The organism is Pantoea sp. SORGH_AS_0659 (assembly GCF_031453915.1).
GTDB lineage: Bacteria > Pseudomonadota > Gammaproteobacteria > Enterobacterales > Enterobacteriaceae > Pantoea > Pantoea leporis.
Genome location: NZ_JAVJAK010000001.1, coordinates 56,502 through 81,031, shown reverse-complemented (window position 1 = coordinate 81,031; position 24,530 = coordinate 56,502). Strand labels below are relative to the sequence as shown.

Annotated in this window: 26 protein-coding genes; 14 read left to right on the top strand and 12 right to left on the bottom strand. The window is 54.1% G+C overall.

Features of this window, described 5'->3' with window-relative positions; genetic code table 11:
* Nucleotides 1-130 precede the first annotated feature (130 nt).
* Nucleotides 131-1,207, top strand: a complete 1,077-nt coding sequence (locus Q3H59_RS00385) for a glycosyltransferase family 9 protein (protein ID WP_277974244.1) — start codon at nucleotides 131-133, stop codon at nucleotides 1,205-1,207.
* A 101-nt stretch (nucleotides 1,208-1,308) separates the two neighbouring features.
* Here Q3H59_RS00385 and Q3H59_RS00380 read toward each other — a convergent pair whose 3' ends face one another.
* The 4 genes from Q3H59_RS00380 to rfaD are packed head-to-tail and all read right to left on the bottom strand — an operon-like array spanning nucleotide 1,309 to nucleotide 5,167.
* Nucleotides 1,309-2,208, bottom strand: a complete 900-nt coding sequence (locus Q3H59_RS00380; RefSeq protein WP_280172215.1) for a sugar glycosyltransferase — start codon at nucleotides 2,206-2,208, stop codon at nucleotides 1,309-1,311.
* Entirely contained in the window at nucleotides 2,209-3,171 is a 963-nt protein-coding gene (rfaC, locus tag Q3H59_RS00375; protein WP_110868203.1) for a lipopolysaccharide heptosyltransferase RfaC, read from the bottom strand.
* 2 nt (nucleotides 3,172-3,173) lie between these two features.
* On the bottom strand, nucleotides 3,174-4,217 hold the full coding sequence (gene rfaF / locus Q3H59_RS00370) for an ADP-heptose--LPS heptosyltransferase RfaF (protein WP_309832524.1): 1,044 nt from the start codon (nucleotides 4,215-4,217) through the stop codon (nucleotides 3,174-3,176).
* Between the two features lie 17 nt (nucleotides 4,218-4,234).
* Complete coding sequence (gene rfaD, locus Q3H59_RS00365) at nucleotides 4,235-5,167, bottom strand: ADP-glyceromanno-heptose 6-epimerase (RefSeq protein ID WP_101760676.1); 933 nt, start codon at nucleotides 5,165-5,167, stop codon at nucleotides 4,235-4,237.
* A 231-nt stretch (nucleotides 5,168-5,398) separates the two neighbouring features.
* Here rfaD and Q3H59_RS00360 point away from each other — a divergent pair, with 231 nt between their 5' ends.
* On the top strand, nucleotides 5,399-6,607 hold the full coding sequence (locus Q3H59_RS00360; RefSeq protein WP_309832521.1) for a glycine C-acetyltransferase: 1,209 nt from the start codon (nucleotides 5,399-5,401) through the stop codon (nucleotides 6,605-6,607).
* On the top strand, nucleotides 6,604-7,632 hold the full coding sequence (gene tdh / locus Q3H59_RS00355; RefSeq protein ID WP_309832519.1) for an L-threonine 3-dehydrogenase: 1,029 nt from the start codon (nucleotides 6,604-6,606) through the stop codon (nucleotides 7,630-7,632). The genes Q3H59_RS00360 and tdh overlap by 4 nt, the downstream gene beginning before the upstream one ends.
* A gap of 35 nt (nucleotides 7,633-7,667) precedes the next feature.
* Here the strand turns inward: tdh and Q3H59_RS00350 are convergent, their stop codons facing one another.
* Nucleotides 7,668-8,750, bottom strand: a complete 1,083-nt coding sequence (locus Q3H59_RS00350; protein WP_309836596.1) for a glycosyltransferase — start codon at nucleotides 8,748-8,750, stop codon at nucleotides 7,668-7,670.
* Nucleotides 8,751-8,955: 205 nt separating this feature from the next.
* Between Q3H59_RS00350 and Q3H59_RS00345 the strand changes: the two genes are divergently transcribed.
* The gene (locus Q3H59_RS00345; protein ID WP_192415306.1) at nucleotides 8,956-9,921 is read left to right on the top strand and encodes a polysaccharide deacetylase family protein; all 966 of its coding nucleotides are present in this window, start codon (nucleotides 8,956-8,958) and stop codon (nucleotides 9,919-9,921) included.
* Here Q3H59_RS00345 and Q3H59_RS00340 read toward each other — a convergent pair.
* Nucleotides 9,902-10,933 carry a glycosyltransferase family 9 protein gene (locus tag Q3H59_RS00340; RefSeq protein WP_309832516.1) on the bottom strand — a complete coding sequence of 344 codons (1,032 nt, stop codon included), beginning with the start codon at nucleotides 10,931-10,933 and terminating at the stop codon, nucleotides 9,902-9,904. The genes Q3H59_RS00345 and Q3H59_RS00340 overlap by 20 nt on opposite strands.
* Nucleotides 10,934-11,098: 165 nt before the next feature.
* Between Q3H59_RS00340 and Q3H59_RS00335 the strand changes: the two genes are divergently transcribed.
* The 6 genes from Q3H59_RS00335 to coaD all read left to right on the top strand — a co-directional run bounded on the left by Q3H59_RS00335 (nucleotide 11,099) and on the right by coaD (nucleotide 16,986).
* Nucleotides 11,099-12,088, top strand: a complete 990-nt coding sequence (locus tag Q3H59_RS00335) for a glycosyltransferase (protein ID WP_309832514.1) — start codon at nucleotides 11,099-11,101, stop codon at nucleotides 12,086-12,088.
* A gap of 73 nt (nucleotides 12,089-12,161) precedes the next feature.
* Entirely contained in the window at nucleotides 12,162-13,238 is a 1,077-nt protein-coding gene (gene rfaQ, locus Q3H59_RS00330; protein ID WP_309832511.1) for a putative lipopolysaccharide heptosyltransferase III, read from the top strand.
* Nucleotides 13,231-14,364 carry a glycosyltransferase family 4 protein gene (locus tag Q3H59_RS00325; RefSeq protein ID WP_309832510.1) on the top strand — a complete coding sequence of 378 codons (1,134 nt, stop codon included), beginning with the start codon at nucleotides 13,231-13,233 and terminating at the stop codon, nucleotides 14,362-14,364. Before rfaQ ends, Q3H59_RS00325 begins: the two co-directional genes overlap by 8 nt.
* Before the next feature lie 85 nt (nucleotides 14,365-14,449).
* Entirely contained in the window at nucleotides 14,450-15,724 is a 1,275-nt protein-coding gene (waaA, locus tag Q3H59_RS00320; RefSeq protein ID WP_101760684.1) for a lipid IV(A) 3-deoxy-D-manno-octulosonic acid transferase, read from the top strand.
* Between the two features lie 3 nt (nucleotides 15,725-15,727).
* Nucleotides 15,728-16,504 carry a glycosyltransferase family 2 protein gene (locus tag Q3H59_RS00315; protein WP_101760685.1) on the top strand — a complete coding sequence of 259 codons (777 nt, stop codon included), beginning with the start codon at nucleotides 15,728-15,730 and terminating at the stop codon, nucleotides 16,502-16,504.
* A complete protein-coding gene (gene coaD / locus Q3H59_RS00310; protein WP_192415295.1) occupies nucleotides 16,501-16,986 on the top strand; it encodes a pantetheine-phosphate adenylyltransferase in 486 nt (161 codons plus the stop codon). Before Q3H59_RS00315 ends, coaD begins: the two co-directional genes overlap by 4 nt.
* 1 nt (nucleotide 16,987) lies before the next feature.
* On the opposite strand, the gene mutM is transcribed toward coaD, so the two are convergent.
* From mutM to radC, 4 genes are all read right to left on the bottom strand, one after another.
* On the bottom strand, nucleotides 16,988-17,797 hold the full coding sequence (gene mutM, locus Q3H59_RS00305; protein WP_280172220.1) for a bifunctional DNA-formamidopyrimidine glycosylase/DNA-(apurinic or apyrimidinic site) lyase: 810 nt from the start codon (nucleotides 17,795-17,797) through the stop codon (nucleotides 16,988-16,990).
* 69 nt (nucleotides 17,798-17,866) lie between these two features.
* Nucleotides 17,867-18,034, bottom strand: coding sequence for a 50S ribosomal protein L33 (gene rpmG / locus Q3H59_RS00300; protein WP_001051798.1), 168 nt, complete (start codon nucleotides 18,032-18,034; stop codon nucleotides 17,867-17,869).
* A gap of 11 nt (nucleotides 18,035-18,045) precedes the next feature.
* On the bottom strand, nucleotides 18,046-18,282 hold the full coding sequence (gene rpmB, locus Q3H59_RS00295) for a 50S ribosomal protein L28 (protein ID WP_007885297.1): 237 nt from the start codon (nucleotides 18,280-18,282) through the stop codon (nucleotides 18,046-18,048).
* Nucleotides 18,283-18,525: 243 nt separating this feature from the next.
* Nucleotides 18,526-19,182, bottom strand: a complete 657-nt coding sequence (radC, locus tag Q3H59_RS00290) for a DNA repair protein RadC (protein ID WP_101760688.1) — start codon at nucleotides 19,180-19,182, stop codon at nucleotides 18,526-18,528.
* Nucleotides 19,183-19,367: 185 nt separating this feature from the next.
* Here radC and coaBC point away from each other — a divergent pair, with 185 nt between their 5' ends.
* The 3 genes from coaBC to slmA all read left to right on the top strand — a co-directional run bounded on the left by coaBC (nucleotide 19,368) and on the right by slmA (nucleotide 21,737).
* Nucleotides 19,368-20,588, top strand: coding sequence for a bifunctional phosphopantothenoylcysteine decarboxylase/phosphopantothenate--cysteine ligase CoaBC (coaBC, locus tag Q3H59_RS00285; protein WP_309832503.1), 1,221 nt, complete (start codon nucleotides 19,368-19,370; stop codon nucleotides 20,586-20,588).
* On the top strand, nucleotides 20,566-21,024 hold the full coding sequence (dut, locus tag Q3H59_RS00280; protein ID WP_167391166.1) for a dUTP diphosphatase: 459 nt from the start codon (nucleotides 20,566-20,568) through the stop codon (nucleotides 21,022-21,024). The genes coaBC and dut overlap by 23 nt, the downstream gene beginning before the upstream one ends.
* A 116-nt stretch (nucleotides 21,025-21,140) precedes the next feature.
* The gene (gene slmA, locus Q3H59_RS00275) at nucleotides 21,141-21,737 is read left to right on the top strand and encodes a nucleoid occlusion factor SlmA (protein ID WP_110868216.1); all 597 of its coding nucleotides are present in this window, start codon (nucleotides 21,141-21,143) and stop codon (nucleotides 21,735-21,737) included.
* A gap of 41 nt (nucleotides 21,738-21,778) precedes the next feature.
* Here the strand turns inward: slmA and pyrE are convergent, their stop codons facing one another.
* Both pyrE and rph read right to left on the bottom strand, forming a co-directional pair.
* The gene (gene pyrE / locus Q3H59_RS00270) at nucleotides 21,779-22,420 is read right to left on the bottom strand and encodes an orotate phosphoribosyltransferase (RefSeq protein WP_008109749.1); all 642 of its coding nucleotides are present in this window, start codon (nucleotides 22,418-22,420) and stop codon (nucleotides 21,779-21,781) included.
* Nucleotides 22,421-22,469: 49 nt separating this feature from the next.
* The gene (gene rph / locus Q3H59_RS00265; protein ID WP_101760691.1) at nucleotides 22,470-23,186 is read right to left on the bottom strand and encodes a ribonuclease PH; all 717 of its coding nucleotides are present in this window, start codon (nucleotides 23,184-23,186) and stop codon (nucleotides 22,470-22,472) included.
* A gap of 144 nt (nucleotides 23,187-23,330) precedes the next feature.
* Here rph and Q3H59_RS00260 point away from each other — a divergent pair, with 144 nt between their 5' ends.
* The gene (locus Q3H59_RS00260; protein ID WP_309836592.1) at nucleotides 23,331-24,515 is read left to right on the top strand and encodes a nucleoside transporter C-terminal domain-containing protein; all 1,185 of its coding nucleotides are present in this window, start codon (nucleotides 23,331-23,333) and stop codon (nucleotides 24,513-24,515) included.
* The last annotated feature ends 15 nt before the right edge of the window (nucleotides 24,516-24,530 follow it).

Below are 24,530 nucleotides of genomic sequence, written 5' to 3'. Positions count from 1 at the left end.
ATTAAGTCAAAGTGCAAACCGGCCTTAACGTTAGCCTCTATACGGGGCTGATGTTTTTTTCGTTATAATGGCGAAATTATTTTTTGCTATGGCTGTCGAATAGTCAGATTCTCTAGGGTAAGCCGTATTAATGAAAAAGCGTTGGAAAATAAATCTAATTAACTCCGTGCTGAGTCTGCACGCTAAACTGAGCCAAATCGACAGAAATAAGTCCCCGCTGAGCGCGACCCATGAGTTCGAGCGCATCGTTATTTTTTCGACGACGGCATTAGGTGACTTGCTGTTTAACACACCAGCAATAAAAGCGATTAAGCGCCGTTATCCATCCGCCAAAATCATGCTGGTTTCCAGCGATAAAAACCGCGATCTGGTTGAAGACAGCGAATGGTTTGATCAAGTGGCTATTTGGGACAATAAAATTGTCCGTGCGCCTAATCTGATCAGGAAACTACGCCGTTTCAAACCTGATCTAACGCTGCTACTGCACTCCAGCTTAGGCTACGATATTCTTTGCGCGCGGTTAAGCGGCTCAAAATATCTGGTTAGAGATAATTTCGGTAGCGATAATCCTGTATTTAATCATTGGCTTGATCTCTACTCACCGCGAGCAGAATCACACATTATTCAACGTAAACTGAATCTTATTGGTTCATTAGGCTGTGACACCACTGATATCCGCATGGAATTTCCTATAAAAGTTGATAATGGTCACCAGCAGGAAAGCTCAACCATTGTCGGTTTTCAAATGGGCGCATCAGGTGATAACCGTCGCTGGCCCGTGGAACACTTTGCACAATTGGCAGAACGTATTTTTAGCCATAGTCCAGAATCCACTTTGGTTCTGACTGGCGCCGGCCAGGATCGCCCGATCGAAAGCGCCTTCTTTGCACTACTGCCAGAAAAGTATCATCATCGGGTCACTTCATATATTGGCAAAACGCGTCTGCCCGAACTGCTTCAGCTTATTAAGCGAATTGATGTATTGATAACGGGCGATACGGGGCCATTACATATTGCTGTTACCGCGCAAACGCCGACGGTAAGTCTGTATGTGGGTGCCAATCCTCGCCATACTGGACCTTATCAGGATCTGGATATTCACCAGATAATCCGTATTGAGCCTGAAGAAAATGATGACCCACAATTTCCTATGCGGAAAATCAATGTGGAACAGGTCTATAACGCAGTGTTGAAAACTTTAAATTGATAATATATACCAGGTTTTAATGTGAAGCCTGGTATAGTTTTTTAGAAATTAGAAAAATAATAAATAATAAATAATAAATAGATTTAAGGTTATGATCTATTTTAAAAAATAGCTTCTGGTGTAGCCTTCTCAAAAATATTCTCATCAAGAGCACTTTCTAATGAAAGGTTATACGCTTTAATCCCCGCTCGTTCTAATTCCCGGCTTGCATGGATAAAGGCGGGTTTAATAACCGCGCTAAAGTTAGATTCAAGTAGGCTTGGAAGCTTATCATTGTCGCTTTCATAAAAGCGCGGCGCTGAAAAATTATTCATATCAACGCCAGCTAATAAAATACGACTGGCACCCAGCCAGACGGATATCTGCAAGGCCCAATAAGCAACCGTGCCAGCATCGAAAACCCCCTGACATATATCCCAGGAAAAACCAGATATGAATGGCGTTTCAGAGAGAGAGATCCCCATTTTCCCCTGATAATTGAGGGCATATTCTTCAGGGCGAACGATACTTCTGAATACTTTAAAGCTGAGATCTTCAATAATTGCCAGGCGGCACTTAACGTCCCGTAAATCAGCGCGCTGCAAGATATCATTGAAGCAGTGCACGGTTGTAAACAGAACCAGCTTTTCGTCATTAATAATATCAGTGACAAGATCGAATCTTTTATCGATAAATCCCCGATCGACGATGACATAATATGCAAAGGTAATTCTATCGCGCAGATTATAGGCGCCATTCACGCCCACAAATGTGGTGCTGGCAAGTTTCTCAATGTCTAATGATTTAACCGAAGGGCCAGTAGCCAGGATTGTCACATCTCCCGTTATCGTGGCACGCAATGCGATGAGATCCTCAATCTTAACTTGCTTTCCCCAGTAGCTTAGCCGCTGAATATTATCGGTTTTGGCTCGGCGGATCTTAATATGGGGCCACAAGTTTTCGTTATGTCTCAATGCCCTTGCATGAGTATAACGATAGATTTGTTTAAAAATTGAGGTCATTCAGAGCAGTTCCTTCAATTTTTCCATAACCATCTCGGCCGTAATTGCCTGCATGGTACCATCGCTTGCTTTTAATTCATGCTGATTCTTGCCATACCCGCCAATCAATCCCGGATCGGTGGGACCAAATAGCGTGATATTCGGACGATCCAGCGCTGCCGTCAGATGACTTAAACCGGTATCTACCGACACCACCGCGCGCGCACCAGCTAATTCTTGCGCTACCTGCTCCAGCGTTAACTTAGGCAATACCTCAACATGGTCGAAGCCTTCGGCCAGACGCTGTGCGCGTTGATGTTCATGCTCTGCGCCCCACGGCAATTTCACGCGCAATCCTGTTGGCTGAACTAACTCAATCAGCGCACGCCAGTGTGACTCCGGCCAGTGTTTGTTATCACGCGTGGTAGCATGCAGAAACACCAGATAAGGCTGCGTGTCATTGGGCAGCGTAGAGCGGAAATGGCCGGCAATCGCGTAGTCGCCCTGCGTTGCAGGCTTTTCATAGCCGAGGCTTTTGGCAAACAGCTCGCGCGTGCGTTCGACGGCATGCTGTTGCTTGTTGATTTCATGGCGTTTGTCATACCACCAGCTGGCGAAAGGTTCGCGTGCGCTGCGGCTGTCCTGCCCGTGCTTCTCGCCTTTTGCCAGGCGCGTCACCAGCGCGGCGCTTTTGATCAAACCTTGCGCATCCAGCACTACATCATACTGACGCGATTGCAGCTCACGCTTAAATTGCACACGCTCTTCACGCTGCTGGCTACCGAACCAGTGCTTGCGCCAGCGGCGAATCGCCACCGGCAGCACTCTATCCACAGCCGGATGCCAGGCGGGAATTTGAGCAAAGTTTTCTTCAACCACCCAATCAAACTTGATGCCAGGAATCGCCTGCATCGCATCCGTGAGCGCTGGCAAGGTATGCAGCACGTCTCCCATCGAGGAGGTTTTAACAATCAAAACGTGCATCTTTACTCCTGCACCGGATGCAACAGCGCGCTCAGTTCCTGATGGACGCGCGCTGGCTGAATATCAATCAGGCTCTGGTGATAACCTTGTTCGGCATCACCTTTGCGGACTTTGTGATAGCCGGTGGTCAAACGAATAATGCGCGCCTGCTGAGACAACGGCGGAGTGAAGTCCGGGCTGCTTGGGCCATACAGCGCCACCAGCGGACGATTAAGCGCCGCAGCGATATGCATCAGGCCGGAATCGTTACTGACCACCGCCGCACAGTTCGCCAGCAGAATCACGGCTTGCTCAAGTTGCGTTTCACCCGCCAGATTTTTACAGTGCGCACGCGCCGCTTCTGACAGCGTCTGCACAATGGTGTCACCGGTTTCACGATCTTTCGCCGAACCGAACAGCACCACCTGATAACCTTCGCCAATCAGCTGCTCTGCCAGCGCGGCATAATGATAATGCGGCCAGCGCTTCGCCGGGCCAAACTCTGCGCCCGGACAAAATCCAATCACTGGACGATCGGCTGACAGCGCAAACTGCGCCGCCGTCATCCGCTTTTCATCGTCATCGACACGTAATTGCGGCCACAGCAACGGCTGCGGCAGCTGCTGCGCGGAAGCAACCGGTTTGTCATAGCCGAGCGCCACATAGCGCTCAACCATCAACGGAAAGGCCGCTTTGTCCAGCACGCGGACATCATTCAACACGCCATAGCGCATCTCGCCGCGCCAGCCGGTGCGACGTTTGATCCCGGCGAAAAACGGCACCAGCGCAGATTTGAAGGAGTTCGGCAGCACATAGGCGCGGTCATAGCCGCTGGCCTGCAGGGTTTTCCCCAAACGACGACGCTCGCCCAGCGCCAATGCGCCGTGGCCGAGCGGCATCGCCAGCGCCTGATTCACTTCCGGCATACGCGACAGCAATGGGCGGCACCAGGCCGGCGCCATCACGTCGATCACCGCTTCAGGATGCTCAGCCTTGAGCGTGCGATAGAGACTTTGCGACATCATCATATCGCCGACCCATGATGGGCCAATAACCAGAATTTTCATCGCTGCTGCCGGTTTCCTTATACGTTACGGTTCAGCCAGGCCATATATTCGCCCACGCCTTGCGCAACGGTTTTGAACGGCTTGTCATAACCGGCTGCACGCAAATTAGTGAGATCGGCTTGGGTAAACGCCTGATAACGGCCTTTCAGCTTGTCCGGGAACGGAATGTATTCAATCTGGCCTTTCTGATGGAAGTTCAGCACCGCATCCGCCACTTCCTGGAAAGATTCAGCACGGCCAGTTCCGCAGTTGTAGATACCGGAAACGCCGTTTTCCCAGCACCACAGATTTACCGCAACCACGTCATCAACATGGATGAAGTCGCGGCGGAAATCGTCGCTGCCTTCGAACAGTTTTGGATTTTCACCGTTGCTAATTTGCGTATTGAGGTGGAACGCGACGCTCGCCATGCCGCCTTTGTGGCCTTCACGCGGACCGTACACGTTGAAGTAACGGAAGCCGCACACCGGTGAGTCTGCTTCGGGCAGAATCTGGCGCACGTAGTGATCGAACAGCATTTTTGAGTAGCCGTACACATTTAGCGGCTGCTCGTACTGGCGCTCTTCGATGAAGTTCTCATTGCGGCCGCCGTAAGTGGCAGCAGATGAGGCGTAGAGGAACGGGATTTCGCGCTCGAGGCAGAAGTGCAGCAGATCTTTGGAGTACTGATAGTTGTTATCCATCATGTACTTGCCATCCCACTCGGTGGTTGCGGAACACGCACCTTCATGGAACACGGCTTCGATGGGGCCGAGATCTTCGCCAGACATGATGTAGCTGAGGAATTCCTCTTTATCCATGTAATCGGCGATGTCGAGATCCGCCAGATTCACGAACTTGGTGCCATCCTTCAGATTATCCACCACCAAAATGTCGGTCAGACCGCGGTCGTTCAGCGCTTTAACAATGTTGCTGCCAATCATGCCAGCGCCACCGGTTACGATAATCATATGCTTTGCCTTTAAAGAGTTGGGGGGAAACAGGAGGTTTCACCCACGAATGCCTATCATCATAACATTTCAGCCAGACGCAGGCAGCCAGATGACGCCGTATGCGCTGCACAAATCCTGTTCGCAGCGTGAACTATGCTGCAAAACCGAGATATTGATGGCTGAAATGTCGTTGATTCGCTTTTCGATCAGTAATATGTGCCAAATATTTGCTATCTGAGGAGCATAATCATGTCCAGTCAGTTTTATTCGCAAATTCGTCAACAACTTGAGACAACACGTCAGGACGGATTGTTCAAACAAGAACGCACCATTACGTCGGCGCAGCAGGCAGAAATCAACGTAGCTAACAGCCCGCCCGTCATCAACTTCTGCGCCAATAACTATTTGGGTTTAGCTAATCATCCGGCATTGATCCAGGCGGCGAAAGACGGCATGGATACGCACGGTTTTGGTATGGCCTCGGTGCGCTTTATCTGCGGCACGCAGGACATCCACCAGCAGCTGGAACACAAGCTGGCTGCGTTCCTCGGCATGGAAGACGCGATTCTGTTCTCGTCCTGCTTTGATGCCAACGGCGGCCTGTTTGAAACACTGCTCAGCGCCGAAGACGCGATTATTTCAGATGCCCTTAATCACGCATCGATCATTGATGGCGTGCGTTTGTGTAAAGCGCAGCGCTATCGTTACGCCAATAATGACATGAGTGAGCTGCGTGCGCGTTTACAGGAAGCACGCGACAAAGGCGCGCGCCACATCCTAATTGCCACCGATGGCGTGTTCTCGATGGATGGGGTGATTGCCAATCTGCAGGGCATTTGCGATCTGGCCGATGAGTTCGATGCGCTGGTGATGGTCGATGATTCCCATGCGGTGGGCTTTGTGGGTTCTGCCGGACGCGGCACGCACGAATATTGCGGCGTGATGGATCGCGTCGACATTCTGACCGGCACGCTGGGTAAAGCGCTGGGTGGCGCATCGGGCGGCTACGTGGCGGCGAAAAGAGAAGTGGTTGAGTGGCTGCGTCAGCGCTCGCGTCCGTATCTGTTCTCCAACTCGCTGGCGCCCGCGATTGTGGCTGCCTCGCTGCGCGTGCTGGAGCTGCTGAGTGAAGGTGACGGTTTACGCCAGCGTCTGTGGGAAAATGCCCGCTTCTTCCGCGAGCAGATGACTGCCGCAGGCTTCACGCTGGCCGGCGCCGATCACGCCATCATCCCTGTGATGCTGGGCGATGCCAAAGTGGCGCAGCAATTTGCCAGCCTGTTGCAGCAGGAAGGAATCTACGTCACAGGCTTCTTCTATCCGGTGGTACCGCAAGGTCAGGCACGTATCCGCACGCAGATCTCTGCCGGACATACGCAGGCGCAGCTGGAGCACGCCGTGGCGGCCTTCACCCGTATTGGTCAGCAGCTGGGCGTTATTTCAGGAGCAGGGAAATGAAAGCACTTGCCAAATTAAAAACCGAAGAAGGCATTTGGATGGTCAAAGACGCGCCAATACCTGAACCCGGCCATAACGACCTACTGATTAAGATTCGTAAAACCGCTATCTGCGGTACCGACGTGCACATCTACAACTGGGATGACTGGTCGCGCAAAACCATTCCGGTGCCGATGATCACCGGCCACGAATATGTGGGTGAAGTGGTGGGAATGGGCCAGGAAGTTAAGGGCTTTGCCGTTGGCGATCGTGTTTCCGGTGAAGGCCACATCACCTGCGGCCATTGCCGCAACTGCCGCGCTGGACGCACACATCTGTGCCGCAATACGGTAGGCGTTGGCGTCAATCGTCAGGGCTGCTTTGCCGAATATCTGGTGATTCCGGCGTTTAATGCCTTCAAAATTCCCGACAACATTTCTGATGAACTGGCGGCGATTTTCGATCCCTTTGGCAATGCGGTGCACACTGCGCTGTCGTTCGATCTGGTGGGCGAAGATGTGCTGATCTCCGGTGCCGGGCCGATTGGCATCATGGCGGCGGCGGTGTGCAAGCACGTCGGCGCGCGCCATGTGGTGATCACCGACATCAACGACTATCGCCTCGATCTGGCGCGCAAAATGGGCGTAACGCGCGCTGTCAACGTGGCGCAGGAAAATCTGCGTGATGTGATGGCCGAACTCGGCATGACCGAGGGTTTTGATGTCGGTCTGGAGATGTCTGGTGCGCCACCGGCATTCCGCACCTTGCTGGAGGTAATGAACCACGGTGGTCGCATCGCGCTGCTGGGCATTCCGCCGGGCGAGATGTCCATCGACTGGAATCAGGTGATCTTTAAAGGCTTGTTCATCAAAGGCATCTACGGCCGCGAGATGTTCGAAACCTGGTACAAGATGGCGGCGCTGATTCAGTCCGGCCTCGATCTCACACCCATCATTACTCATCGCTATCACATCGATGAGTTCCAGCAGGGCTTTGATGAGATGCGCTCGGGAAGATCCGGCAAAGTGGTGTTGAGCTGGGATTAAACACTCATAAAAGGGAGCAATGCTCCCATTTATGATTATTCGGCCAGCGCCAGATAGCGCTGGCAAATGACCTTGGTATCAAAAGCAGCGAACTCATCAGCATGGAGCTGAGGTGGGGACTGATAAATCTCCAGCATCTTTTCTGCCACAGATTCAGGTGTTAAATCCGCCAGTCCGCGCGCCAAATCGCCTTGTAGTAACGAAGCTGGCCCACCCGGACAGCGCGTACTCACCACCGGCGTGCCGCACAGCATCGCTTCAATCAGGACATTACCAAAACCTTCGCTGTCCGAGCTGACTATCAGCATTGTTGCCCGGCTAATCCACGCATAAGGATTGAGCGTAAATCCCTGAAAGATGACGCGATCCGCAATACCAAACTGCTGGGCCAGCGTCTGCAGCGCAGCTTTACGCTGCGGTGATCCCTGGCCTAATAACACCAGCGGCAGCGGTATGTTGCTCAGTGCATAGGCTTGCAACAAGCGATCATGACGTTTGGTTTCGTGAAATCGCCCCACATGCACCAGAAATCCCTGCGGCGGCACATCAGCCGGCTCGGCTGCACGTTGCTTAATATCTTCGATATCGAACGGATTACCAATCACGGCCTCGCGCGCCGGCGTAACCGCAAAAGCAGTCTTTAGGTCTTCCACCACCGCAGCAGAGACGCCAATCACGTTGCGTGCCTGATAAACACGGTGAATTTTGCGTGCTTTTAACCAGCGCGATAGTCCCGCACGATGGCCCAGATAGGAGGCGGAGAATACACCGTGTAGACAAAACCAGGTTTTACGAGGCAAGAGCGTCCGACAACGGCGCACAATACGATCGGTTTTGTGTAAATGAGATACCACTAAATCGTACTTACCGGCGATCTGCTCCGCCCGCAGAACAGCGTCATCCAGCAATCTGGCGCGACGCGTTAATTCGGTCAGCTTGCGCCAGGGCTGACGATTCGTATCCTGGATGACCTGATAATCAACGCCGTCAGGCAAAGGGTAATCGCATACTTTGCGCAGCGAAAACAGCGACACCCGATGTCCCAACTCAAGCATACCGGTCACCAACGTCAGCACGACTTTTTCGGCTCCACCGCCCGGTAAACCATCAATCACCATCAGTATGCGCTTTGACAAAATGCTCCACCTGTCTGATTTTAAAACTCTGTTTGACTAAATATTGCCGCGTGAATCTTAACGCAGTCTGCTAGCAAATCCGATTTTTCACGGCGCTATTTTCGCTCTAAGCATCTGCAGCAATTAGTTTTGCGTCACTGAAAAGCACAGCGTAACATTGCGATTTTATTGGCCTCAGGCGGCAAACATGACCCGGCATGCTTTCCTTATTACCATAGACACCGAAGGCGACAACCTTTGGCGCAATCATCGCTCCATCACCACTGAAAATACCGGCTATTTGCCACGCTTTCAGGCTTTATGTGAGCGCTATGGTTTTAAACCTACCTGGCTAACCAACTATGAAATGGCAACGGATCCTGCTTTTGTCGAATTCGGCAAAGATGTGATTGCACGCAAGCAGGGCGAAATTGGCATGCATCTTCACGCCTGGAACAGCCCACCGGAAGCGCCACTCACCGATGATGACTGGCGCTGGCAACCTTTTCTGATTGAATATCCCGATGCAGTACTGCGGGATAAAGTTGCCTATATGACTGATCTGCTGGAGGAGAAGTTCCAGACAAAAATGCTCAGCCATCGTGCCGGACGCTGGGCTTTTGATGAGCGCTATGCGGCGATCTTAACTGAACTGGGCTATAAGGTTGACTGCTCCGTCACACCGCGCGTTAACTGGGCCTACACCCGTGGTGCGCCGCAGGGGAAAGGCGGCACGAACTACACTCACTTCCCGCATAAACCTTATTTTATCGATCCTGACGACATCTCACGCAGCGGTCACTCCTCGCTGCTCGAAATCCCCATGAGTATTCAATACAAGTATTCACCGCTGATGAATACGGTCAAACAGGGTCTGTACCGCTTACGCGGCAAACAAAAGAGTCCTGCCGTTTATTGGTTACGTCCATCAGGCGGGAATCTGGCTGACATGAAACGCGTGGTTGAAATGTCGCTGGCCGAAGGCCAGGATTACGCCGAGTTTATGCTGCACAGCTCAGAATTTATGCCTGACGGCAGTCCAACGTTCAAAAACCAACAGGATATCGAGCGACTGTACGAAGATTTAGAAGCGTTGTTTAGCTGGTTAGCCCCCCGCTTCGTCGGACAAACACTGTCGGAGTATCACGACAACTTCAAATTGCAACAGGCTTAACGCTGAGTTGCTGCCATGCTTCCCATACTGCTTCTGGCGAGACATCCTGACATTCGCCCGAAGCGGTCTGCATGATCCGGTATTCCCCTGACCACGGATGCCACTGGCTGGCATTGGTATCACCAAAAAACACCACCTGCTTTTTGTGCAGCCCGGCGGCAAGATGCATCTGCCCGCCATCGCTACACAGAATCTGCTCACAGCGATCAAAACCCGCCACCAGTTCGCGCACAGATGCGGTGGGATAGCGCGCCACCCGCGGCGAATTGACCAACTGCATCAGCTCATCGGTGCGTGCTGCATCGCCTTTATCATTGAGATCGAGCGTTCCCTGCGGCGACCAGAATACCAGCACGCGCGCCTGCTCATCTTCCAGCAGCTTATTGATAAAGGCCGCATAGGATTCCACCGGCCAGCGGCGCTTTGGGCTGCGACTACTGATGTGCACGCCGTAAACCTTGCCCAATGAGGGGAACAGAGCGCTGATGCGTTTGCCAGCTGCTTCACGTTCACTGGTGGAGAGATAGAGATTCACAGCGGGTATAGCAGGCGGCGTGCTGGTTAGCGCAGAGAGATAAGAGTAAGTGTGTTCAACCTGATGCTCGCCGTGGAAATCACTTTTCTGGAACGGATGATCAAGCTGTGCGTCATTCTGAGCCGCGCCAATCACATTCCCTGCACCGGCCATTTTCGCCAATCGCAGACTGTATTTACACGGCACAGGATTCGCCAGAATGGTCGCATCAAAGCGCGTTTTACGCAGCGCCAGCATGACCTTTATTCGCTGCCAATAGACACCCAGCGTGGTTTCGTTTTTAGCGCGGTGCTTGGCTTTCTTGTAAACATACAGGCGATCAACATGGGGATTATGGCTCACCACATCCTCAGCAACTTTGTTTACCAACAAGGTCAGTTTTGCCTCGGGAAAGGCCCGTTTTAACCCTTCCAGTAGCGGGGTGGTACACACCATGTCGCCAATGTTATCGCGCCTAATCACGAGAATATTTTTCATGCTGATGCCCAGATTGAGGAGCGTTGTCTCGCTTATCCACCAAGACAAACTCAAAAAAAATGCGGAAAACCAGGGAACAAAAGGCTTTTGACCATTAATGTGCAAAAAGTTCTGAATTCCCTACTAATAATTGATGTAATAAATTTGTAAATTATTAGATGAACAATGTCGCAAACTATCCCTTTGCTCTCGGTCATCACGCCCCTGTTCAACGCTGGCGTGATGTTTGAGACGTTTATGAATTCGCTGCTGGCTCAAACTCTCACCTCACTGGAAATTATCATTGTCGATGATGGTTCCACTGACGGTTCGGGGGAGCGTGCTGATGCTTATGCGCAGCAGCATCCCCATGTTCGTGTTATCCATCAGACCAATGGCGGCGTATCGCGCGCGCGTAATGCGGGCTTAGCGGTGGCGCGCGGTAAGTACGTTTCGTTTCCGGATGCTGACGACACCATGGATGCCGCGATGTATCAAACGCTGGTTGAGATGGCGGAGCGCGACAATCTGGATGCCGCACAGTGCAACGCGGAATGGTTTTTCAAAGCCAGCCAGCAAGTAAAACCGCTGATTCCGCTCGATCGCCTCACCAGCACCGAGGTACTGAGCGGCCCTGAGTGGCTCAATAAGGCGCTGCAAACGCATCGCTACATGCATGTGGTTTGGCTGGGCATTTACCGCCGAGAGTTGATCGAACAGCTCAAACTCTACTTTGAACCCGGCCTGCATCATCAGGACATTCCATGGACCACCGAGTTCATGCTCAACGCGCAACGTGTGCGTTACACCGATAAAGTGTTGTACTGCTACTACATGCATGATGCTTCCATCAGCAACCGTAAGCGCACCGGCCAGCGTAATGTGGAATATCAGCGTCACTACCTGAGAATCGCGCAGTTGCTGGAAGAGCTCAATGCACGCTACCGTCATAAGGTAAAAATCTACCCGGCATTTCACTACCAGATTACGCATGAGGCGCTCAGCGTCTGCCACTGTATCCGACGCGAACCCGAAGAGCGCGCACGTCAGGCGATGATTGCCGATCTGTTCGCTACGCAAACTCACAGGCGCATGCTGCGTAACGCGCGCGGTATAAAGCAATGGTATCAACTGCTGCTGTGGCTAAGCCGGATTTACCGCTGGCGCAAGAAATAAGCGCCGCGTCCGGCTTTCACGCCTTTGGGGTTTGCCTTACAATCAGCTGACTGAATTCTGAGATCATTTGAGTATGGCAAGCCCGATTCCAGACCAATTTGCACCGAAAAATATTCTGCTGATCAAGCTGCGTCATCACGGCGACATGCTGCTGACCACGCCCGCGATAAACGCGCTGCGCCAACGCTATCCTCAGGCGGACATCGACGTTCTGCTCTACAAAGAAACCTGTCCAATGCTGGAAGCGCACCCGGCCATTCGCCAGTTGCACATCATTGATCGCAACTGGAAGAAGGAAGGCGGCTGGCAGAAATTCCGGCATGAAATGGCCCTGCTTTCCGCGGTGCGCGCGTGCCATTATGACCTGGTGATTAACCTCGCCGATCAGTGGCGCAGCGCCATCATTACCGGATTCTCTGGCGCGCCGGTGCGTATCGGTTTTGCCTTCCGCAAACGTGATAACGCCTTATGGCGCTGGATGCACAACCATCTGGTCAGCACGGAAGATCATCATCAGCTGCATACGGTTGAACAGAATATGGCCGCGCTGAAGCCGCTGGGCATCGGCGGCGCCGGCGCAAAAGCCTCGATGCATTTCAGCACAGCCGATCAACAAAAAGTGCAGGATGTACTGGCTCATCATGCGGTGAAAATGCCGTTTGTTGTGCTGCAACCCACTTCACGCTGGCTGTTCAAATGCTGGGAAGATGAAAAAGTCGCACAGCTAATTGATGCGCTCGCTGCCGAAGGCCGCACCGTGGTACTGACGGCGGCGCCGGACCAGAAAGAAATGGCAATGATCGCCAATATTCAATCGCTGTGTCGCAGCCACAACGTGGTGTCGCTGGCGGGAGAATTATCCTTGCCGCAGCTGGCGGCGCTGATTGATGCGGCACAGCTGTTTATCGGCGTAGATTCTGCGCCGATGCACATGGCCGCCGCGCTGGAAACGCCGTGTCTTGCGCTGTTTGGACCCACCAAGCTGCAACACTGGCGTCCGTGGGGCGATCACAATCGCGTGATTTGGGCCGGTGATTATGGCCCGCTACCCTCGCCAGACGACATCGATACCAACACGCAACAGCGCTATCTTTCTGCCATTCCCGTTGAGGATGTGTTGGCTGCCGCCCGGAGTTTTTTGCATGAGTAAGTTACGCCTGGCGATTGTCCGGCAGAAATACCGCCCAGACGGCGGCGCCGAACGCTTTATCTCGCGTGCGCTGGAAGCGCTGGACGGTGAGCAGCTCGATCTCAATATCATCACTCGCAGCTGGCAGGGCACGCCGAATCCGGCCTGGCATCTGCACATCTGCAATCCAGCGAAGTTCGGTCGCATCTCGCGCGAGCGCGGTTTTGCGCGTGCCGCGCGTGAATGCTGGGAACGCGAAAAGTTCGATATTGTGCAAAGCCACGAACGTATCGCTGGTTGCGATATCTTTCGTGCCGGTGATGGCGTGCATCGCGTCTGGCTGGAGCAGCGCGCGCGCATCGTCTCGCCGTGGCAGCGCTTAAGCGCCCGCCTCAGTCCTTATCATCGTTATGTGTTACAGGCAGAAGCCGACATGTTCAACGCGCCATCGTTGAAAGCGGTGATCTGTAATTCAGAGATGGTAAAGCAGGATATTTTGCGTCACTTTTCTCTTGATGCCAGCAAGATCCATGTGATTCACAACGCGATTGATAGCCAACGCTTCCAGCCAGCTAGCGAAGCGCTGCGTCATGCGGCACGTCAGCAGCTCAAACTGCCGCAAGATGCCACGGTGATGATTTACGTGGGTTCGGGCTTTGAGCGCAAAGGCTTAAAAGCGGCGATTGAAGCGGTGGCGAAAAGCGATCGCTATCTGGTGGTGGTCGGCCAGGATAAGCAGCTGTCGCGCTATCAGCAGCTGGCAAACCAGCTCAATTGCCTTGATCGCTTACGCTTCGTCGGCGTGCAGCAGGATGTGCAACCGTTCTACCATGCAGCCGATGCGCTGCTGCTGCCCACGCTTTATGATCCCTTCCCAAATGTGGTGCTGGAAGCAATGGCTTGCGGCCTGGCGGTGATCACCAGCACCGGCTGCGGCGGCGCAGAGTTTATCACTGCGGGTCAGGAAGGTTTTGTCTGCGATGCATTAGATATCAACGCGTTAAACGAAGCCGTACTGGCAACACCGGCGCTTACGCACAATTCTGCCATGGGCGAAGCCGCACGTCGCAGAATTGAACCTTATGGTCCGCAGCGGCTGGCGCAAGCGCTGACCTCACTGTATCAGCAAGTGCTGCAGACCAGCTGACGAAGTGGTATGAGCAGGCGGTTAATTTCTGATAACATGCCGCCTTTCATCTGTTTTTTGACGCGATTCTGTCGTAACGGTAACTATGACGACTCTATACACAGCCTTGCTCTACCTGATTCAGCCACTAATCTGGTTGCGCCTGTGGCTGCGCGGTCGAAAAGCACCGGCCTATCGTAAACGCTGGGCAGAACGCTACGGCTATTGCAGCGGAAAAGTGCTGCCACATGGCATTGTGCTGCACTCGGTTTCCGTCGGCGAGACGCTGGCGGCAGTGCCGCTGGTGCGCGCGTTGCGCCACCGCTATCCAACGCTGCCGATTACCGTCACCACCATGACGCCAACCGGCTCCGAGCGTGCGCAGTCCGCGTTTGGCAAAGATGTACACCACGTTTACCTGCCCTACGATCTGCCAGGTTCGATTAACCGTTTCCTCGATACCGTCGATCCGCGACTGGTGATCATCATGGAAACCGAGCTGTGGCCCAACATTATCCGTATTCTGCATCAGCGCAAGATTCCGCTGGTGATTGCCAACGCGCGCCTGTCTGAGCGCTCGGCCAAAGGCTACAAAAAGCTCGGCGGCTTTATGCGCGACCTGCTGCAGCGCATCACGCTGATTGCCGCGCAAAACGCCGAAGATGGCGACCGTTTCCTCAGCCTTGGCCTGAAACGTTCGCATCTGACCGTTACCGGCAGCCTCAAGTTTGATATCTCCGTAACGCCAGAGCTGGCGGCAAAAGCGGTCACGCTGCGTCGTCAGTGGGCGTCGCGTCGTCCGGTGTGGATCGCCACCAGCACCCACGAAGGCGAAGAGGCAATTGTGCTCGATGCCCATCGTCGTCTGCTGCAGCAGTTCCCCGATCTGCTGCTGATTTTGGTGCCGCGCCATCCGGAACGTTTCAAAGATGCCTGCGACCTGACGCAAAAACGCGGCTTCAGCTTTATCCTGCGTAGCAGCGGCGAAATTCCATCAAGCTCCACGCAGGTGGTCATTGGCGACACCATGGGCGAACTGATGATGCTGTACGGCATCGCCGACCTCGCCTTTGTTGGCGGCAGCCTGGTTGAGCGCGGCGGCCACAATCCGCTGGAGCCGGCAGCGCATGCCATTCCGGTGCTGATGGGCCCGCACATCTGGAACTTCAAAGATATCTGCGCCAAGCTGCAGCAGGCCGAAGGGCTGATTACCGTTACTGACGTGGTATCGCTGCAGAAAGAAGTCGCTAACCTGCTGCAGGATGACGATTATCGCCGCTATTACGGCCGTCATGCTGTGGAAGTGCTGCATCAAAATCAGGGCGCATTACAGCGTCTGCTACAGTTACTCGAACCTCACTTACCGCCGCGAGCTCACTAATTCATGTCGCAACGCCAACGTCTCTCCGTGGTGATGATCGCCAAAAACGAAGCTGAACTGCTGCCGGAGGCACTGGCTTCTGTCAGTTGGGCAGATGAGATTGTGGTGCTCGATTCCGGCAGCAGCGACAACACGATGCAGGTTGCTCGCGAACAGGGCGCGCAGGTTTTCCAGGCTGAAGGCTGGCAGGGGTTTGGCAAGCAGCGCCAGCGCGCGCAGGCCCATGCGCAAGGCGAGATGATTTTAATGATCGATGCCGACGAGCGCGTTACACCCGAATTGCGTCGCGCTATCGAGCAGGTTCTCGCACAGCCCGCCTCGGACAACGTTTACAGCCTCGGTCGCAGCAACCTGTTTCTTGGCCGCTTTATGCGCCACAGCGGCTGGTATCCCGATCGCGTTATGCGCCTCTATCCGCGCAAGTTCAATTACAACGACAATCTGGTGCATGAATCACTGGAGACGCAGGGTGCGCCGGTGGTGAAGCTGGCGGGCGATCTGCAACATCTCACCTGTCGTGACCTGATGGCGTTTCAGCGTAAGCAGATGAACTATGCCGAAGCCTGGGCAAATGAGCGTTTCCAGCGCGGCAAACGCTGCGGCTTGTTCTCGATCTTTAGCCACACGCTCGGCGCATTTGTTAAAACGCTGCTGCTGCGCGCCGGTTTTCTCGATGGCAAGCAGGGCTGGATTCTGGCGGTGGTTAATGCGCAGTACACTTTCAACAAATACTCGGCGCTCTGGGCGCTGCATCACACCTCAACACAAGGTCGCGTATGAGTACGAAAGCGATTTATCCCGGCACCTTTGATCCCTTCACGTTGGGTCATCTGGATATTGTGACGCGTGCAGCGAAGATGTTTGACCACATCGTCGTGGCGATTGCCGCCAGCCCGAGTAAAAAGCCGCTGTTTAGTCTCGATGAGCGCGTGGATATGGCGCGTCAGGTGACGGCACATCTGCCGAATGTCGAAGTAATCGGGTTTAGCGACCTGATGGCGAACTTTGCCCAGGCGCAGAATGCCAATGTGCTGGTGCGTGGATTGCGTGCGGTATCGGATTTCGAATATGAGCTGCAGCTGGCGCAGATGAATCGTCATCTGTTGCCCACGCTGGAGAGCGTGTTTCTGATGCCGTCAGAAGGTTTCTCGTTCGTCTCTTCTTCGCTGGTCAAAGAAGTCGCGCGCCATGCCGGTGACGTGCAGGCATTTCTGCCTGCCGTTGTGCACAAGGCGTTACTGGCGCGACTGGCGCAGCCTTAACTCAGTGCTGGCAGCGTGGACACCAGAAGGTGCTGCGCTGACCATGTTTGCCGCTGACAATCGGCGTACCGCAGGCACGGCAAGGTTCGCCGGCGCGGCCATAAACCTGCAACTGCTGCGCGAAGTAGCCGGGTTTACCGTCCGTTTGCAGGAAATCTCGCAGTGTGGTGCCGCCCTGCTCAATCGAGCGTAACAACACCGCTTTGATGGTGTTAACCAGCAGCTCGGCCTCTTCCTGACTCAAACTCATTGCCGAACGATCGGGCAAGATCCCGGCAGTAAACAGCGATTCGCTGGCGTAGATGTTCCCGACGCCCACCACCACTTTGTTATCCATCAGCCACTGTTTAATCACGGTGCGTTTGCCGCGTGACTTTTCAAACAGATAGGCACCATCAAATTCGCTGCTGAGCGGTTCCGGACCGAGATAGGCCAGCACGCTGCTGCCTGCGAGGTCATTGCTCCACAGCCAGGCGCCAAAGCGACGTGGATCGGTGTAGCGCAACACTTTGCCGTTGCTCATCACCAAATCGACATGGTCATGTTTGGCGGCCGGTTGTTCGCCGGGTAGCACGCGCAGACTGCCGGACATGCCGAGGTGAATGATGATCCAGCCATGCGGCAGTTCGAGCAGCAGATATTTAGCGCGACGCTGCACGCTCAATACGGGTTGATCGCTCAGCGCGTGGATTTCATGCGAGACCGGCCAGCGCAAACGTGGATTGCGCACCACCGCATGCAGAATCGTGGCACCCACCATGTGGGGTTCGATACCGCGACGACTGGTTTCTACCTCAGGTAATTCAGGCATCTCATCTCCTCAACGAATCGCAGAAACAAAAAACCCGGCCGAAGCCGGGTTTTTCACAGAACACTAAAATTACTTAATTTTAGCTTCTTTGTAGATCACGTGCTGACGTACAACCGGATCGAACTTTTTCAGTTCTAATTTCTCTGGTTTAGTACGTTTGTTCTTCGTGGTGGTATAGAAGTGACCTGTACCAGCAGAGGAAACCAGCTTGATCTTCTCACGAATACCTTTAGCCATGATTCAGTTCCTTAGTACTTCTCACCACGGGCGCGGATTTCGGTCAGAACCGTATCGATGCCCTTTTTATCAATAACACGCATACCTTTAGCAGATACACGCAGAGTAACGAAGCGCTTTTCGCTCTCAACCCAGAAACGGTGAGAGTGCAGGTTCGGCAGGAAACGGCGTTTCGTCGCGTTCATTGCGTGGGAACGGTTGTTACCCGTTACCGGACGCTTTCCAGTTACCTGGCAGACTCGTGACATTTCTATTCTCCAAAAATCAAATCAGCTCGAGCTTTAAAAACTAGGTTTTGGCCGCCTCGTCAGGCCTTAGCCCGCCCAGGCGAGTTCCATGTGAACCCGCTAAGCTGGCCCAAACGCCAAACCCGAGATTCTCAAAGGTGGCGTAGTATACGCCGCTCAGCCCGAGTGCTCAAGTCCCGAACAGATAAAGATCCCTCTGGATCGCGCAAAAATGCCCTATTTCTGTTCAGTTGAATAGATGAATTACAACCAACCGCGCTCGGCGAAAGAGGTAAACTCGCCGTGACCGATCACCAAATGATCAAGTAAACGGATATTGAGCAGCGCGCACGCTTGCCCGACTTTTCCGGTAATATCGCGGTCGGCGCGACTGGGTTCAGCGATCCCCGACGGATGATTGTGCGCCAGAATCACCGCCGCCGCGTTAAGTTTCAGCGCTTCGCGCACGATTTCGCGCGGGTGAACCTCCACGCTGGCAATCGAGCCGGAAAACATCTTCTGCGCCTGCAACACGCGGTGCTGATTATCGAGGAACAGCGCCATAAAAACTTCGCGCTCCTGATGCGCCAGCACGCTTTGCAGGTAATGGCGCGTCACCTGCGGATTCTCCATCACGTTTTCCCGCGCCAGCTGGCTGGCAAAAAATCGCCTTCCCAGCTCGGCGATGGCATACAGCTGCGTCATTTTGGCGCTGCCCACGCCTTTAATCTGCCCGAGTTCCTCTTTGCTGGCCGTCATAATGCGATAGAGCGAACCAAACTCGTTCAACATCTGATGCGCCAACAGCAGCACGCTGGTGCCGCTGATGCCGGTACGCAAAAAAATCGCCAGCAGCTCAGCATCACTCAACACTTCAGCGCCCATTAACATAAGTTTTTCCCGTGGTGCCAGTTCCGTCATGACCATCTCCTCCCTGCGATGCGGCGATTCTGCGCGTCAGCCACCGTCAGCGCCAGCACGTGCTGAACGATTTCAGAGCCAGCTCGCAAAGGCCGCAGGCAGTGAAAAGGCGCACTGTGGATTTTGTGATAAAGTTGCCTGCATCTGCCGCCCCTGACGCGGCAATTTGCTTTGAGGCGAACAACATGACGGGATTAGCTGGAAAGAAAATTCTGCTGGGCGTGAGCGGCGGCATTGCTGCATACAAAGCGCCGGAGCTGGTGCGTCGGCTGCGCGATCGCGGTGCTGATGTGCGCGTAATGATGACCGAAGCGGCCAAGGCCTTTATTACTCCGCTGAGCCTGCAGGCGGTTTCCGGTTATCCGGTATTTGATGATTTGCTCGACCCGGCAGCCGAAGCGGCGATGGGCCATATTGAACTGGCAAAATGGGCAGATTTAATTGTGCTGGCACCGGCTACCGCCGATCTGATTGCCCGCGTCACTGCCGGCATGGCGAATGATTTGGTCACCACCGCGTGCCTGGCAAGCGCAGCGCCGGTTGCCATCGTCCCGGCCATGAATCAACAGATGTACCGCGCGGCGATCACGCAAGAGAACCTGCAGCGTCTGCAGCAGCGCGGCATGCTGATCTGGGGCCCCGACAGCGGCAGCCAGGCGTGCGGCGATGTGGGTCCCGGCCGCATGCTCGATCCGCTGGCGATTGTGGCGCACGCGCTGGAGTGGGCTGCGCCCGTCAACGATCTGCAACATCTCAGCATTATGATCACCGCCGGTCCAACCCGCGAAGCGCTGGACCCGGTGCGGTATATCAGCAATCACAGCTCGGGCAAGATGGGATTTGCGATTGCTGCGGCTGCGGCCAAACGCGGTGCGAAGGTGACATTGGTTACCGGCCCGGTGGCGCTGCCAACGCCAGCTGGCGTACAACGCGTGGACGTTGACAGCGCGCTGGAGATGGAAGCGGCGGTGATGGCGCAAATCCAGCAACAACATATTTTCATTGCCAGCGCAGCCGTGGCAGACTACCGGGCGGCTAACATTGCCGCAGAGAAAATCAAAAAACAGGGTGGCGACGACAGCGTCACGCTGCAGTTGGTGAAGAACCCCGATATTGTCGCAGGCGTCGCGGCGCTGCAGGAAAATCGCCCTTATGTTGTGGGATTTGCTGCCGAAACCCAGAATGTGGAAGAATACGCGCGGCAAAAACGGGTGCGAAAAAACCTGGATCTGATTTGTGCGAACGACGTGGCGCAGGCGGGTCAGGGCTTCAATAGCGACACCAATGCTCTTCACCTTTTTTGGCAGGAAGGAGAAAAAGTCTTACCGCTCAGTGATAAGACGCTCCTTGGCCAACAATTACTAGACGAGATTGTCAGCCGTTATGATGAAAAAAATCGACGTTAAAATTCTTGATGCACGCGTGGGCAACGAATTCCCGCTGCCGACTTATGCAACCTCTGGTTCCGCAGGCCTCGATTTACGCGCCTGCCTGGATGATGCGCTTGAAATCACACCAGGCATGACCACGCTGGTTCCCACCGGTTTGGCGATTCACATTGCCGATCCTGCTCTTGCCGCCGTGATTCTGCCGCGCTCCGGTCTTGGCCATAAACATGGCATCGTGCTGGGTAATCTGGTCGGTTTAATCGACTCCGATTATCAGGGCCAACTGATGGTTTCCGTGTGGAACCGCGGTCAGGACAGCTTCACGCTGCAGCCAGGCGACCGTTTAGCACAGCTGGTCTTCGTGCCGGTCGTGCAGGCCGAATTTAACCTGGTGGAAGATTTTGACACCAGCGACCGCGGCGCAGGCGGCTTCGGTCACTCAGGCCGCCAGTAATACGCGACACTTTTCGCTTAGCCATCTTTTTATTTCTTGTCGCCACAGGCCGCTATGTCTGTGGCAGATGAGGCAGTATTGCCTGTTTTTGGTGAATTTCAGGGGTGTTGAAGGTCATGGCAGAAAAAAAAGTCGCGAAACGGAATCGTCGCGAAGAGATTTTGCAGGCGCTGGCGCAAATGCTGGAGTCGGGCGATGGCAGTCAGCGCATCACCACCGCGAAGCTGGCCGCTAATGTCGGCGTGTCGGAAGCGGCGCTTTATCGCCACTTTCCCAGCAAAACGCGCATGTTTGACAGCCTGATCGAGTTTATTGAAGACAGTCTGATTACCCGCATCAATCTGATCCTGAAAGATGAAAAAGAGACGCTGACGCGCCTGCGTTTAATCGTGCAGCTGATTCTGGGATTTGGTGAGCGTAATCCGGGGCTGACGCGTATTTTGACCGGCCACGCGCTGATGTTTGAACAGGATCGCCTGCAAGGGCGTATTAATCAGCTGTTTGAGCGTATTGAAGTGCAGCTGCGTCAGGTGATGCGCGAGAAGAAAATGCGTGATGGTGAAGGTTTCCAGAACGACGAAACGCTGCTGGCGAGCCAGTTACTGGCGTTTTGTGAAGGGCTGTTGTCGCGCTATGTGCGCTCGGAGTTTCGGTTTCGTCCGACCGTGGATTTCGATAGCCGCTGGCCGCTGATGGCGGCGCAGTTGGTTTAAAAGACCAGGTCGGCATAAATGCCGACCTCATTACCGAATAATTAAATCCCGTACTCTTTACGATACGCGCGCACTTTCGCCAGATGGTCAGCCATCTCCGGCTTCTCTTCCAGGTAATCAATCAGCTCAGCCAAGGTAATAATCGCCGTGACTTTGCACTTATAGTCACGTTCCACTTCCTGAATCGCCGAAATATCGCTGCGACCGCGTTCCTGACGATCCAGCGAAATCAACACGCCCGCCAATGTCGCGTTATGCGCACTGATGATATCCATTGATTCACGAATCGCGGTACCGGCGGTGATCACATCATCCACCAGCATCACTTTGCCTTGCAGCGGGCTGCCCACCAGCAAACCGCCTTCGCCGTGATCTTTGGCTTCTTTGCGGTTGAAGCAGTAAGGCACGTCACGTTCATGATGATCGGCCAGCGCCACCGCGGTAGTGGTGGCAATTGGGATGCCTTTGTACGCCGGGCCAAACAGTAGATCGAAATCAACGCCGCCATCAACGAGCGCTTGCGCGTAGAAACGGCCTAACAGCGCCAAATCGCGACCGGTATTAAACAGACCGGCATTGAAGAAATAGGGGCTTTTACGTCCCGATTTCAGGGTGAACTCACCAAACTTCAGCACCCCTTTGTTCAGGGCGAATTCAATAAACTGACGCTGCCAGGCTTTCATTTCTCACTCCTCAAATAAAGAAAAGGCGACTCTATGGTCGCCTGTTACATCAATTAGTTAGCGCCGCTTTCTGCGCCTGAATCAACTGCTCAATGCCGCCTCGCGCCAGCGCCAGCAGCTGCAGTAACTCGTCGTGGCTGAAGGGCTCACCTTCTGCGGTGCCCTGCACTTCAATCATGCGGCCGTCTTCGGTCATCACCACGTTCATGTCAGTTTCTGCGGCGGAATCTTCCACATACTCCAGATCGCACAGCGCTTCACCGCCGACGATACCCACAGAAATCGCCGCCACCATACCTTTCAGCGGGCTGGCTTTCAGCTTGCCAGCCGCAACCAGCGCATTCAGCGCATCGGCCAGCGCCACGCAGGCACCGGTAATGGATGCAGTACGCGTACCGCCATCGGCCTGAATCACGTCGCAATCCAGCGTGATGGTGAATTCACCTAGCGCTTGCAAATCCACTGCTGCGCGCAGTGAACGGGCGATCAGACGTTGAATCTCCAGCGTACGTCCGCCCTGTTTGCCTTTGGCGGCTTCACGCGCCATGCGGCTGTGGGTCGAACGCGGCAGCATGCCGTATTCCGCGGTGATCCAGCCTTGACCTTTGCCTTTGAGGAAACGCGGCACGCTCTCTTCGACGGTTGCGGTGCACAGCACTTTGGTTTCGCCGAATTCAACAAGCACAGAGCCTTCTGCATGTTTGGTGTAGTGACGAGTGAGTGTGACGGGACGTGTTTCAGATGCACTACGGCCTGCTGGACGCATGGTTTCTCTCCGGCTTGCTTAGGTTTGGCTGCGCATTATACGGACTTCAGCTGCGGCTGTCCCGCCCGCGATCGCCACAATCCTGGATGAAATTCTGTGGTGGCTGTGGCTAAATGCGCGTTTCCTCCCTTAAAAAGATAAATGATGATCGCGATACTCCATTTCCTGCTGGCGCTGGTGGTGATTTTTGCCCTTGCGCTGTTGGTCAGCCACGACCGCAAACGCATTCGTCCTCGCTTTATTATTCAGCTGCTGATTGTCGAAGCCGCGCTGGGCTGGTTCTTCCTGCACTCGGCCGGCGGCCAATTGGTAGTCACTGCGGTGGGCGGCTTCTTTGAAACCTTATTAACCTACGCCGCGCAAGGAACCAACTTTGTCTTCGGCAATATGGCAGATCAGGGATTAGCCTTTATTTTCCTCGGCGTGCTCTGCCCGATTGTGTTTATTTCCGCACTGATCGGCATTTTGCAGCACTGGCGCATTCTGCCGCTGCTGATTCGCGCCGTAGGCACTCTGTTGTCAAAAGTGAATGGCATGGGCAAGCTGGAGTCGTTTAACGCCGTCAGCACCTTGATTCTCGGCCAGTCTGAAAACTTCATTGCCTATAAAGGCATTCTCGCCGATATTTCCGCGCCACGCATGTACACCATGGCGGCGACGGCGATGTCGACGGTTTCGCTGTCGATTGTTGGCGCGTATATGTCGATGATTGATGCCAAATATGTGGTTGCGGCGCTGCTGCTTAATATGTTCAGCACCTTTATTATCTTGTCGATCATCAATCCCACCCGCCCGGAAAACGAAGAGCAGATTGCGCTGGATAAGCTGCATGAAGATCAGAGCTTCTTTGAGATGCTGGGCGAATACATTCTCGCCGGCTTTAAAGTGGCGATGATCATCATGGCGATGCTGATTGGCTTTATCGCGCTGATTGCGGCGATCAATGCGCTGTTTGCGGCAGTATTTGGTTACAGCTTCCAGCAGCTGCTTGGCTACGTTTTCTATCCGTTTGCATGGCTGGTTGGCATTCCCTCCGCCGATGCTTTGCAGGCGGCGAGTATTATGGCCACCAAACTGGTAGCGAATGAATTTGTTGCGATGATCGAGCTGAAGAAAGTGGCGGCTGAAATGACGCCACGCGGACTGGGGATTCTGTCAGTGTTCCTGGTGTCGTTCGCTAACTTCGCCTCAATCGGCATCGTTGCCGGTGCGATTAAAGGCCTGAACGAGAAACAGGGCAATGTGGTTTCCCGCTTTGGCTGGAAGCTGGTGTATGGCTCCACGCTGGTGAGCTTGCTGTCGGCCGCGTTCGCCGGGCTGTTTATCTGATAACGCATGGCGGCT